Origin of the sequence: Krasilnikovia sp. M28-CT-15, from assembly GCF_047159595.1 — a bacterium.
Taxonomy (GTDB): Bacteria; Actinomycetota; Actinomycetes; order Mycobacteriales; family Micromonosporaceae; genus Actinoplanes.
On record NZ_BAAGAK010000001.1, the window covers coordinates 4,768,988 to 4,781,160 of the forward strand.

Genomic DNA, 12,173 nt, shown 5'->3' on the forward strand with positions numbered 1-12,173 from the left:
CTCGCACGCCCGCAAGGAACTCCACGGGTTCGCCGGTATGGAGGTTCCGTTGAAGCGCGGGAACTCGGAGGGGCTGCGGACGAATAGATCGTGACCGCAACCTGCGGTCCGGCCCACCCAGGAGGAGACCCGATGAGCCCCATGCCGCCCAGGCCCACTCACGCCGAGCGCTTCCGGGCTGCCGGTCTCACTGCCATCCTGCTCGCCCTGTGCTCGCTCGTGGCGGTCACCGCGCTGACCGTCTCGTCCTCACACCGCACCGTCTCTTCCGAACACCACACCATTGTGGTGATCGGGGCATCGGTCTCCGGCGGCTACCGCACCACCTCGGGCGCCGCCTGGCCCGAATGGATCGACCGGCGCCTCAAAATGGCTGGCCTGCCCGTCTCGGTTGTCAACGCCAGCGTCAGCGCCACCCGGCTGCTCACCCGAAACGACGACGGCCGTCCCAGCGCACTGGACCGCGAGGAACGCGACGCACTCGCGGTCCCCGGCGTGCACACCATCGTGCTCACCGACGTCATCAATGACATCCAGCAGCCCCCGCACCAGTACGATCCGCAGGCAATCATCGGCGGGTTCAAGGAATTCGTGTCCCGCGCCCACGCCCGCGGTGTTCGCGTCGTCGCCACGACCATCCCGCCCTACAACGGGTTCCCCCGCTACGAGCTGGCCGGTGAGCGCTGCCGCCAGGCCATCAACACCTACATCCGCCGCAGCGGCCTCTTCGACAGCATCCTGGACTTTGACAGCGTCCTCAAGGACCCCGCCGATCCCACTCGTATCCGTCCCGCCTACGACTCCGGCGACCACCTCCACCCGAACGACCGCGGACACCACGCCATCGCCGAAGCCATCGACCTCCGCCAACTCACCAGCAGTCCGATCGATCAAGCGTTGCCCTCTTGAGCAACTGCCGCAGCAAATACCGGATCCACTGCGGCGAAGCCTCTACCGTGATCACCGCGACCTGGGGCGGGCCGCATCGTCGGTAAGACAACCTCGGAGGCGACTGAGGACGGCGGCCTGCACGTCGCCAGTGTGCTCCCATACCTTGGCACCGCGGTCGTGGTCGGCATCGCCCGCGTCCACCTGGCCGCCGCTGGCACCCCGGGGCGCCCTACCGCCAGCAATCTGGCCAACCTGCTTGCCTGGGCGGAGGCCGCGCCGGTGGGCGCGCACCAGGACGGCGCGCGCGGCGACTATGGTCCCTGCCCGACTGAAACCCACCGACGCGGTGCCGGCGGTGTCCGGGTTGGAGGTCCAGGGCGGTAGAGGTGAGCGCCCCCAAGGGGTTCACGCAACACAAACGAGGTGTACAGCTGCCCACGCGCCCGTCCTCCAGCGGCGCCGGACCCGCGCCCTGCGTGAGCTGCTGGCACATGGAACACGAACAACAGCGTATGACCGGCCACGGCAGCGCGCTGGCACCGCATCGGTGACGAACCTGGTTGCCGACCGCGTAAGTGGGGGGTTTCGGGGGGCGGTTCACGATGACATACACAGCCATCGGGCCCTGACCGGCATTTCCGCTGTTCAGGCCTTTAGATTGGTCGGGCTGACAGGCGTTGAACCTGCGACCCGCTGACCCCCAGGCCGTGGGGGTCGGAGTACCCGCACGTCACGCCCGATGCCAGCTGTTGGGGCACGCGACACCAAACGCAGGTCGCGCATGGTCGTGTACGACGTGTGGTCCCCAAATGGTCCCCGGCGGGGTGCGCGGCCCGGTCGGCAGGGCGAGATACCACCAGTTTCCCGGAGGCGGCTTCAGGTGCGTACCCCATGATCGCCAGTCCGCCCGCTGTTCCCACTGACACCCCATGATCGGGCAGTTGGTGGGGACCGCGCTGGTCAGGCCCTGCGGCACCGGGCTGCAGGGCCTGACCAACGGCGATGGTGCCCCGGGCCAGCGGCCACCGAGATGTGGTGAGGCCACGACGTCAGGGAAACGTGACACCCGATCGGACGCGTCCACGGCTCACTGCACGCTGACCGGGATGACCGCTTCTGGCTCGTTGATCGTGACCTGCCCACCGAACGGCGCCTGCTGCGAGATCGACACATAGTGGTTGCCGAGGGTGACCGGGTCGTCGAGCGGTACCGGCTTGTCCGCGGCGACGAAGGTGAACGGTATCGAGACCCGTGATTGCGCCCGCGGTCCGGCGACCGCGCAGACCAGCGCCGTCTGATTGGCACTGGGGTCGTCACCGGGACGGACGGTGCAGCCCGCCCAACCGTCACCTGTCGGCCGTACCTGACCCGGCAGGATGAGCAGGACTCGCAGCCGGGCGACGTCGAGGTCGCCGTCGTTGCGTACCGTCACCGTCATCTGACCCGTGAATCCGCTGCCGACCGGCCGGAACACCAACGTCGAGACGGCGGCGGACAGCAGGGCCGCCGGTGACTTCGCCGGAAACGTCGTCGGACCGTCAACCTGCTGGAACTGTCCGTGCCGCCAGGCGTACGTGCGCCACTGGTTCGGAACGGTCTCCTCGCCGCCGTCGGTGTACTCCTTGGCGACCAGGATCGCGACCCGGCCACCAGTGCGGCCCTCGACATGGTCCATCATGCGGATACCGTCCTGGGTGCCGACGATGCGGCCGATCGGCACCAATGTCTGGCCGTCCCGCCGGAACGCGACGACCTGGCTGCCGCCGGCCTCCGGTCCCTCGCCGCACATGAGGTGCGCCACGTAGTCCTCGGCGCCGTCGTGGTCGACATCGACCGCGACGTACGACAGGACGTTCACCAGCCGGCGCCCACCGCTACTCTGCCCGCCGGCGTTCAGGGTCACCCGGCCCTTGGGGCAGGCGGCGGCCGCGGCGGCGGTGCCCCAGGTAGGCACCGTGATGGTGGCGGACTTGAACGGGCCCAGGTCCGGCTGGCTGTCGGGCCGCTCGGTCGGCAACTGGGTCGGCGACGGAATGGCCGGTCCCGGGGTCACCGCGGGCGGTGCGGGTGTGCGGTCGGTCCCGAGCGCGGCGGCGGTGCTCAGCGCCACCGTGGCGACGGCCAGCCCGGCCACGGTGGTCGCCGCGGTGCGGCGGACCCGGATGCGGTGGGAGGTGGCCAGTGCCCGCTCGCGCAGGTCGACGGGATTGACGTCGGTGGCGATCTCGTTCAGTTCCCGGCGCAGGTTGTCGATGTCGATCATCGCGCGTCTCCGATCACACTGACGCCACTGAGTTCCGGCGCGAGTATCCGCAGGCGCTCGAGCGCCTTCGCGGTCTGGCTCTTGACGGTGCCGACGCTGACCCCCAGGGTCTCCGCCGCCTGCACCTCGGTCATGTCGTCGAAGAACCTCAGGACGATGACCGCCCGCTGCTTGGCGGTCAGGCGGGACAACGCGCTGAGCAACGACAGCCGCAGCACCGTGTGCTCGGCGTGGTCGGACTGCGCGCCGGGCCGGTCCGGCACGTCACCGGCGAACGACTCGACGATGCGACGGCGCCGCCAGCGGGACACCTGGAGGTGGTACATCGTCTTACGCGTGTACGCCTCGGCGCCGCCCGCGACGTACAGCCTCCGCCAGGCGCGATGGGTCTGGCCCAGGGCGCTCTGGACGAGATCCTCGGCCAGGTGCTGGTCGCCGGTGAGCAGATACGCAGAGCGGAGGAGAGCTGGCGTCCTGGTTCGGACAAATGCGTCAAAGTCAGGAGGGTCTTCCACGGCTATCCCGTCTCTCCCGAACGTGTGAGGGTGTCATACCAGCCAAGACGACGATCAGTCAGAAAAGGTTGGGGGTCGGTTGCCAGATGATTGTCAGGTTGGAGTGCCGCCTCCACGGCGATGTCACCAGCCGCCCCCTGCGTCACACCGACCCGCTTCGCGCAGCCAGGCCCGCCCGGACGGGGTGGTCGGTGGTAGGCCGAGGGTCCGGCGGTCCGCCCTGTCGATCAGCCAGCCGGGCCTGCCGGTGATGTCCCGTGCGCAGGAGTGCGTCAACCTGGAGAACCAGGCTGCCCGGTGGATCACCGCCGGGCAGGACACAGGCTCGTCGCGTGGCTCTATCCAACGACCGCCAGGAAGTCCGAGTAGAACAGGCCCAGGCCGCCCGCCACGCAGACACCGGCCACGATCCAAAACCGGACCACAATATTGATTTCGCTCCACCCGGCCAACTCGAAGTGGTGGTGCAACGGCACCATCCGGAAGACACGTCTACCGGTGGTCCGGAACGAGACGATCTGGATCACCCAGGTCGTCACGATGATGACGAAGAGCCCGCCGATCACCACCGAAAGCAACGTGGTGCGGGTTGCCACCGCGAGCCCACCGATCAGGCCACCGAGCCCGAGCGAGCCCACGTCACCCATGAAGATCCGCGCCGGGGACGTGTTCCACCACAGGAAGCCCACACAAGCGGCGGCCGCCGCTGCCGCGATCATGGCGATCTCCAGGGGATCCCGGACCTGGTAGCAGTAGTCGTTCGCGCGGGCGTACGCGTCGTCGGCGCACCAGTGCCGGTACTGCCAGAACCCGATCAGCGCATACGCCCCGAGCACCAGGATCGACGCGCCGGTGGCCAGGCCGTCGAGGCCGTCGGTGAGGTTCACGCCGTTCGACATCGCCGTGATCACGAAGACGAACACGATCACCGAGCCGACCTTGCCCACGTCCAGCCAACTGATGTCCCGGATGAACGAGATGTGCTCGCTGGCCACGGTCTGGCCGTTGGTGCTGGCCGCGTAGAGCGCGGCGATGCCGAACCCGCCGCCGACGATCGCCTGGCCGAGCAGCTTGCCTTTGGCGGACAGTCCGTCGGAGTTGCGCCGGCGCACCTTGAGGAAGTCGTCGAGGAAGCCGACCACGCCGCAGAAGACGAACAGTCCGAGCAGGACGAGGGCCGTCATGGTCGGCCCCTCCTGCGCGATCTGCCGTTCGGGCAGGGTGGTGAGGGCGATGTGCCCGGCGACGTAGGCGACGACGGTCGCCACGATGAACACGACGCCACCCATCGTGGGGGTGCCCTTCTTCGTCAGATGGGCGGCCGGTCCGATGGATCGGATCGGCTGGCCGGCCTTGAGCGCGGCGAAGACGCGAATCGCCACCGGCGTGCCGAACAGGGAGACGATGAACGCGACTGCCGCCGCGACGATGACCGCCCTCACGGACGAGCCCCCACCAGATCCGGATTTTTCACGGCGTTCCCCACCTCGCAATGCGTGTCGGATCGGTCGGCATCATGCGCGAGATCATCGGCCACGAGGCACGAGCTTGCCATCCAGCAGCAAGCGGAGCAGCCCCGGACGTTGCATCGCCGTGGTTCGTAGCGCGCCGACTTGAATCTGACGACGTTCAGGAAGTGTCTTCACATCAACCGTCGCTCGGGGACGGCCAAAAGGGACTATTAACGCTCGAGTAAATGTCTTTGAAGGACATCAAATACGTGACAAAGATCTCCTTCTATGCATATCGCCACAAGGAGCGTGGCAAGATCATCGCGGTCGATCGGCAGCCAAAAGCTGTCAGACACGGCAGAGCGCCACCTAGATGAGGAGAAGATCATGAAGAAGCGTGGAGCAAAGCTTTCAGTCGCCGTGGTTTTGGGGGTGGCCGCCGTGGGGGTCATCGCGGCTCCCGCCTTTGCCGATGTAACGGGTTACATTCGCAGCTACAACAATTACGCTGATTGCAATAGGGACGCCATCATCCTGAATGCCAACCCGTTTGATAAGTACTACAATGCAAATTGCTGGAAGGTAAACGGCCACTGGGACCTTGTGGCAACCAAAAAGGAATAAGAACTAACGAGGTGCCGCCTTGGTTGTCGGCACGGTCGATGGTAGGTGCTTCTTCAACGACCCTCCGGGCCGCTCCCCGAAAGCCATCGTCACGGCACTGAGATAGGTAAACCAAGAGCGCCATATTGGCGTCTCGTGTCGGGTCACGGCCGCCTCAAAATCATGATGGTGGCGTAAGGCAGCGGCCGGGCTCCGACCGCAATGTACGTCGCGCAGTGTGGTGGGCACGAAGCTCCGGTGGGATGAGACCTTCTCACAGCGCTTGTTCTTCCCGGAGCTTCGTGCTCTTCACGGACTGGCTTCGGTCGTGGGAACGGGGCCCGGATGGGCGTCTCTTCCTGGCCGAGGGCTGAGCGTTTCTCTGGACCAATACGCGTAAGTTTGGATCCCGCCCACTGACCTGTTAGGAACGAGCTTCGCTGATCGGGTGCAGCGCCGGTGTCCGCCAGTGATCACGCAGATTTCAGCGGGCCAATGATCCGGTCCCACGTGCTGCCCTCGCTGCGGAAACCTCGCCATCAAACGTCCTGCGCCATCAGCGCGACATCACCGAAGCCAGCCGCTGAGCCACGCCCTGACTTGACGAGATCCTGTGTAGCCATGAGCGCACATCATGACCTTGAAGCGTCTGCGGCCTCGAACCGGGATATGAATCGACCACGACGCTCGGTCATGTGCCGATCTTCGACATGAAGGACAGGTCCAAGGTCCCTGGTGCACCTCAAATCGGCCCTCCCGACGTTCGTGACTAGCGCGGATCGAGGCTGAGAAACCCGTCCACTCGACGTACGACCATGTCTGCGATTTCGCCGGCGGAGCTGGCGGCGTCGAGCACCAGGTAGCGGTTGGGGTCGTTGGCGGCCAGGTCGAGGAAGGCGTACCGGGCCTGCTCATGGAATGCACCGGACTTGACCTCCACGTGGTCGGCTTCCTGGTTACCAGGACTGACGCGAAGAAGGCCGAGGTTCGGGTCGATGTCAAGCAACACCACGAGATCAGGCTTGAGGCCGCCACTCGCCCACGACCAGAGCGAGGATGCCTCCTGTAGTTGTAGCGCACCGCTAGCGCTCCGGCCGGCGAGGGACGCGTCGACGTACCGCTCACCGATCACCACCGCGCCCCGGGCCAATGCCGGGCGGACCACGGTCTCGACGTGGTGCGCCTGTTCCGCGGCGTAGAGCAGTGCTTCAGCGCGCGGGGAGGGCGAACGGTCGGCTGAGGTGTCGCGTGCCAGCGAGCGGATTCGCTCGCACATCGTGGTGGCACCCGGCTCACCGGCCACCACCACCTCCCGGCCCCGTCCGCGCAACTGCTCCGCGAGCGCCTCAAGCTGGGTGGACTTTCCGGCGCCGACGCCGCCCTCGAAGACAATGAAGAGCCCTGTGGAGATGGCCGATTCGGCCCGCAGGAGGAGCGGACGGCCGCGGAGCGAACCCCAGAGATCCGCCAGAATCGGCACGCCGATCTTGTCGTCCATCTGCCGGAAGGCGCTGATACCGGCGAAGATGCCGGCCAGGCCAGCGGCAAGCAGCAAGAGGCGAGTGAAGGAAACCGGAACACTGAACTCAGCGATGGTCAGCCTGCGCGAGCCGCCGACTCCAACCAGGAGGCTGCTTAGCCCGATGGCCAGGATCAGCACCATCCGGGTACCGATCTGTACCACCGCGAAGACGCGGCCGCGCACCTCGTCGGCGACCTCGCCCCCGAGCAGCGTGATGCCGGCGAGGAAGGCCATCCCGGCACCGACACCAACCAAGATCGCACCCAGTAGCGCCATGGACAGGTGGATAGCGAAGGCCAGGACCAGCACAGAGGCGCTGGCCAGCACGATGCTCAAACCGAACCAGCGGCGCCGGGATAGGTCCCGGACGATCATCGGACCGAGCCCGATGCCGAACGCCAGCCCGATGAAGATCGCACCGAACAGCATGTAGAAGGCAGCGTCCCCGGCACCGAGCGAGGCCGAGAAGAACTTCGCCGTGCCGATCACGATGCCGCCGCCAGCGAACGCGCCGAAGATGCCAAGTACCAGGCCGCGCACGAGCGGCGTCTGACTGATGTACCGCCAGCCCTCTGTGAACTGACTCATCAAGCTCTGCTCGGTGCGGTCCTGTTCGCTCGCCTGGCCCTGACTGATCTCCTTGATACCGAACGCAACGACCAGGGCGATGGCGAGCCGGGAGAATGCGTTGAACCACAGTGCCAGCTGGGCCGGCTCTGCCCAGCCTGGTATTGCGGGGCCGGCGAGGGATCGCACAGTACGGTCGAGCACGGCCAGGCCGATGGCGGCCGCGATCGGGGTGAGGCCATAGGTGGTGATCAAGGTGAGCTGGTTGGCAGCTTCAAGCCGAGCCCGGGGAATCAGGTTCGGAACCGCAGCTTCTTTGGCCGGGATCCAGAGCAGTGTGACCGTCTCGATCAGGAAGGTGGCGACGGCCGCCCAACCCACCACGACTGTGCCGCTGGCTCCAGTGATGGCGAGCAGCGGAATCGAGGCGAACAGCAGGAAGCGCACGACATCACAGATGACCATCGTCCAGCGACGATCAAATCTATCCGCGAGAACACCGGCCACTGGGCCAAGTAAGAGCGACGGAACGAGCCGGATCGCGATCAACGTACCGAAAGCTGCGCCCTTCGCGGTATCGCCGGAAACCTGGGCGGCGGCGAAGACCGAGGTAGCGAGCAGACCAAGCCAATCGCCAAACGAGGCAACGCCGAGCACGGTCCATAGCCGACGGAACGGCCGGATGCGCAGCACGGCTTGGATCGCGCCGGCTCCAGACGCATCAGGCTGGTTGACAAGCGACGATGCATTGTCCCCGCGATCTTCGATGACAAAACCTCCACGTACCACCCGAATATGGGCGAACCGATCAAGTGCGCTGGCGTGCCCCTGACATGACCCGCTCACGATATTCGCCTGTGCGTCGCGACTAGCCCCGGCCCTGCCTGATGCCTGCTTAGACCCTGGCGAACATAGCGTTCAGCTGGTCTGAGGTGTCGGGCTAGTCGCTCGTCGGTTGTCACTCACTTGGTCACCCACGGCCCACTGGTTGACGTCAGAGGGCCATAGCTTTGACGATTAGCCCAACCAAGATCGTCTAGCCTGAGCTGTCATCAGACCAGCTTGGTCAGCACCGACTTCGCGAGCGCGAGCGAGGCCTTTCGCTGCACCTCCAGGATGGGCACGGACTCGTCAGCCGTGGAGGTCTTGTTGTCGATCGTGAACCAGAAGTCGCCGACGCGCACATGGATCTCGGACTGCTCCTCGTCCTGCCAGTAGGCCTGATCGCCCAAGCCCTGCACGAGACTCTCCGGGTCGTCCCCGGCGAAGTCCGCGAACTCCCTGAGCCCACCCCGGGTGTTCACGCGGAAGAAGACCGTCTCCGAGTCCTTCCCGCCCATGGTCACGGTGCCGCCCGCGGTTCGGTAGCTCTCCTCGACGGCGTAGTCACAGGAACCGCTGTGATTGTCTTGGTCGTTCTTCTCAGTCTTGTCGAGCACCGTGACCTTCAGCCCGGGCGCAGTCAGCCCGGCGAACACGTCGGCGTCGGTGAGCAGGGTGCACGGCGCCACCCACGCACGTTCGGAGGGAGTGGGCTCGGCCGAAACTGCCTCAGGCGCCGGCAGGCCGCCGGGGGCGGCGTCGGAATCTCCGTCGGAACCGCCGTCGGAGCAGCCGCCCACCGCAAGAACCGCAAACAGAGCCACTACGGACACCGAAAATCGGATGCTGGGCATGGGGGCCTCTCGTCGTTCACCAAACTGGATCAGGTCCACGCAATCACTGGTCGCGGCGAAACGACGAATTCGGACCCCTGATACGCCCGATCATGCAGTGCAGGCGGCATGTCAGCGGCGATGGTACTTCACGGTCGACACCACCGCTGACCCGCAGATCATCGCCGCGTTCAACACCAGCAGCGGCACCACCATGCGCGCCGAGGGCGTATGCCACGCCCTCGGCACCGGCACCGGCACCGGCACCGGCACCGGCACCGGCACCGAAGGCCTACGCGCCAAACTGAAACGACTGGATCTCGGTCGGGACGCCGGAATCAGTATGGGTTGGTGCCCCAGAAGGTCCCGCTGGCGCCGGTGTTGTCCGTGATTGTCACGACGACCTGTTGCGGCACCGCGAAGCCCGTCAACCGGCTGTGGGCAGGATTGGAATATGTGGAGGTGCCCGGCTCGTTCCAGCGCAGTCCAACGTCGGGGGCGTTGTACAGCATCTGCACCCGGGTGTTCCGGCAGCCGGACACCGGCGAGGCAGTGGCGGTGGTCTTGGCCACGAGCCGGGAAAGGCCCCATTCATAGCTGAGCCGGCCGGTGCACGCGCCGAGCGTGTACCGCACCGTTTGCCCGGGATACAGCGGTGTCTGCCCGAAGTAGCCCGACGTGACCGGCGGCGGTGAGGGGGCGGCGAGGGCCGGGCTGCCGAAGACGACGGTCGCGCCCCCGGCCAGAGCGGCCAGGAACGTGCCGAAAAGGCGTGTGGATCGTGAGTGCATGACTACCTTCCAGTCGCGGTGGCGGTGATGATCGACAACACCGTAACCGGGGCCGCCAACCGAGCCATAGAAGCTGAGCACCATCAGGCCACCCCCGCTGCCCCTTCGGGTCCGGGTGTGACCAGCCCGGTACGTTCCGTACGGGCCCCGGCTCAGTACGTGAGGTGTTGCCGGGTCAACACGGCGCGATGGCAGAGACGGCTGAATCTCCGCTGTTCGGCAGCCTTGAACCTGCGACCCCTTGACCCCGACATGATCGGTTGACCAGCACCAGCCTGCGAATGCCCTGGATGAGCGTGGTGGCGCTGGTCGGTCTGCTGTGGGCTGCGACGGTCAGATTGACAAGATCGTCTCCCAGATTTCTCCCCATGATCCTCTGGACCTGTGGTGGCTGCGGTCGGCGCCGGCCTGGGTGGAGACACCTGACGGCACATCTGTGATGGGCCACGCCCTGACGGGCGGGCAAGCTTCTGATCAGGCCAGTCGGTGAGCCAGGCCGGTGCCGGCGACCAGAGACGACAAGTCAAGCGCAAGGCACGTCCGCGACGGCCAGATGCTTGATGAAATAGCCTCGGTCCGGCACCGATCCTGGCAGCGGCCACCCAAGGTCACCACCGTGAGTTTGGGTCTGCTGCACCGGTAGGTGACATCTGAGATGGCTTGCCCTGTGGGTGAGCTGGAAGGATGTCGCTGTGCCAAAGCCATACCCCCAAGAGTTCCGCGACGACGTCGTGCGGGTTACCCGTGAGCGTGACCCCGGTGTGACGGTCGAGCAGATCGCGAAGGACTTCGGGGTCCATCCGATGACGTTGTTCAAGTGGCTGCGTCAGGCCGACGTCGACGCCGGTGCCAAGCCGGGTGTGACCCGCACCGAGTCGGCCGAGCTGCGGGAACTTCGACGACGGAACAAGCTGTTGGAGCAGGAGAATGAGGTCCTGCGTCGGGCTGCGGCGTACTTGTCGCAGGCGAACCTGCCGGGAAAAGGCTCTACCCGCTCGTGAGTGAGCTGGCCGCTGAGGGGATCCCCGTGGCGGTGACGTGCCGGGTATTGAACATCGCTCGTCAGCCCTACTACCGGTGGCTGGCCCGGCCCGTGACCGACACCGAGGTGATCCAGGCGTACCGGGCCAACGCCTTGGTCGACGCGCACCGCGACGACCCGGAGTTCGGCTACCGGTTCCTCGCTGACGAGGCCCGCGCCGGTGGGCAGCCGATGGCTGACCGGACCGCGTGGCGGATCTGCTCGGGTAACGGCTGGTGGAGCGCGTTCGGCAAGAAGCAGCGCGGCAAAGGGCGCAAGGTCGGCCCGCCGGTCCACGACGACCTGGTCCGCCGCGACTTCACCGCCCAGGGCCCGAACCGGCTGTGGTTGGCCGACATCACCGAGCACCACACCGGTGAGGGCAAGCTCTACCTGTGCGCGATCAAGGACGTCTGGTCCAACCGGATCGTCGGCTACAGCATCGACACCAGGATGAAGTCCTGCCTGGCCGTGGCCGCGCTCAACAACGCCGCCGCCCGACGCGGTGACCTGTCCGGCTGCGTACTCCACACCGACCGTGGGTCGCAATTTCGATCCAGAAAGTTCGTCCGGGCCCTCGATGGTTACCGGATGGTCGGATCGATGGGTCGGGTCGGCGCCGCCGGGGACAACGCGGCCATGGAGTCGTTCTTCGGCCTGCTGCAGAACAACGTCCTGGACCGGCACGCATGGCGTTCCCGCGAACAGCTACGGATCGCGATCGTGACCTGGATCGAACGGACCTACCACCGCCGCAGACGCCAACGCTCGCTGTCCCGATTGACCCCTATCGAGTTCGAGACCATCATGACCCCACCGGCCAGTCAGGCCGCGTGACTACACCTGTCACCAATCGGTGCAGCAAACCCTTTCCCCAGCTTTGATGGAGCGGTT

General features: G+C 66.2%; 9 protein-coding genes and 1 pseudogene. 3 read left to right on the forward strand and 7 right to left on the reverse strand.

Annotated elements, in window-relative coordinates; all coding sequences use genetic code 11:
• The first annotated feature begins 132 nt into the window (after positions 1 to 132).
• Positions 133 to 909, forward strand: a complete 777-nt coding sequence (locus tag ACMCNO_RS21735) for a GDSL-type esterase/lipase family protein (protein ID WP_412751303.1) — start codon at positions 133 to 135, stop codon at positions 907 to 909.
• A gap of 1,069 nt (positions 910 to 1,978) precedes the next feature.
• Here the strand turns inward: ACMCNO_RS21735 and ACMCNO_RS21740 are convergent.
• The 3 genes from ACMCNO_RS21740 to mraY form a co-directional block, all read right to left on the reverse strand.
• Positions 1,979 to 3,154, reverse strand: a complete 1,176-nt coding sequence (locus ACMCNO_RS21740; protein ID WP_412751304.1) for a hypothetical protein — start codon at positions 3,152 to 3,154, stop codon at positions 1,979 to 1,981.
• Positions 3,151 to 3,669: a SigE family RNA polymerase sigma factor gene (locus tag ACMCNO_RS21745; protein WP_412751305.1), complete on the reverse strand. Its 519-nt coding sequence runs from the start codon at positions 3,667 to 3,669 to the stop codon at positions 3,151 to 3,153. Before ACMCNO_RS21745 ends, ACMCNO_RS21740 begins: the two co-directional genes overlap by 4 nt.
• 338 nt (positions 3,670 to 4,007) lie before the next feature.
• Positions 4,008 to 5,111: a phospho-N-acetylmuramoyl-pentapeptide-transferase gene (gene mraY, locus ACMCNO_RS21750; RefSeq protein WP_412751306.1), complete on the reverse strand. Its 1,104-nt coding sequence runs from the start codon at positions 5,109 to 5,111 to the stop codon at positions 4,008 to 4,010.
• 396 nt (positions 5,112 to 5,507) lie between these two features.
• Here mraY and ACMCNO_RS21755 point away from each other — a divergent pair, with 396 nt between their 5' ends.
• Positions 5,508 to 5,744, forward strand: a complete 237-nt coding sequence (locus tag ACMCNO_RS21755; RefSeq protein ID WP_412751307.1) for a hypothetical protein — start codon at positions 5,508 to 5,510, stop codon at positions 5,742 to 5,744.
• Positions 5,745 to 6,510: 766 nt separating this feature from the next.
• Here ACMCNO_RS21755 and tmk read toward each other — a convergent pair.
• The 4 genes and pseudogenes from tmk to ACMCNO_RS21775 all read right to left on the reverse strand — a co-directional run.
• Positions 6,511 to 8,505: pseudogene (gene tmk / locus ACMCNO_RS21760) on the reverse strand (dTMP kinase); the annotation flags it as partial.
• A 359-nt stretch (positions 8,506 to 8,864) separates the two neighbouring features.
• Entirely contained in the window at positions 8,865 to 9,527 is a 663-nt protein-coding gene (locus ACMCNO_RS21765) for a hypothetical protein (protein ID WP_412751308.1), read from the reverse strand.
• 72 nt (positions 9,528 to 9,599) lie between these two features.
• A complete protein-coding gene (locus ACMCNO_RS21770) occupies positions 9,600 to 9,752 on the reverse strand; it encodes a hypothetical protein (protein WP_412751309.1) in 153 nt (50 codons plus the stop codon).
• Between the two features lie 53 nt (positions 9,753 to 9,805).
• Positions 9,806 to 10,342 (reverse strand): hypothetical protein, encoded by a 537-nt coding sequence (locus tag ACMCNO_RS21775; protein WP_412751310.1) that lies wholly within the window; start codon positions 10,340 to 10,342, stop codon positions 9,806 to 9,808.
• A gap of 608 nt (positions 10,343 to 10,950) precedes the next feature.
• Between ACMCNO_RS21775 and ACMCNO_RS21780 the strand changes: the two genes are divergently transcribed.
• A protein-coding gene (locus tag ACMCNO_RS21780; protein WP_412747766.1) for an IS3 family transposase occupies positions 10,951 to 12,116 on the forward strand; the annotation gives its coding sequence in 2 pieces (ribosomal slippage) (positions 10,951 to 11,235 and positions 11,238 to 12,116; 1,164 coding nt in all).
• The last annotated feature ends 57 nt before the right edge of the window (positions 12,117 to 12,173 follow it).

Coding starts and splice junctions, on each gene's coding strand:
- ACMCNO_RS21740 (WP_412751304.1), bottom strand. CDS start 3,154: ATGATCGACATCGACAACCTGCGCCGGGAACTGAACGAGATCGCCACC.
- ACMCNO_RS21775 (WP_412751310.1), bottom strand. CDS start 10,342: ATGGTGCTCAGCTTCTATGGCTCGGTTGGCGGCCCCGGTTACGGTGTT.
- ACMCNO_RS21755 (WP_412751307.1), top strand. CDS start 5,508: ATGAAGAAGCGTGGAGCAAAGCTTTCAGTCGCCGTGGTTTTGGGGGTG.
- ACMCNO_RS21735 (WP_412751303.1), top strand. CDS start 133: ATGAGCCCCATGCCGCCCAGGCCCACTCACGCCGAGCGCTTCCGGGCT.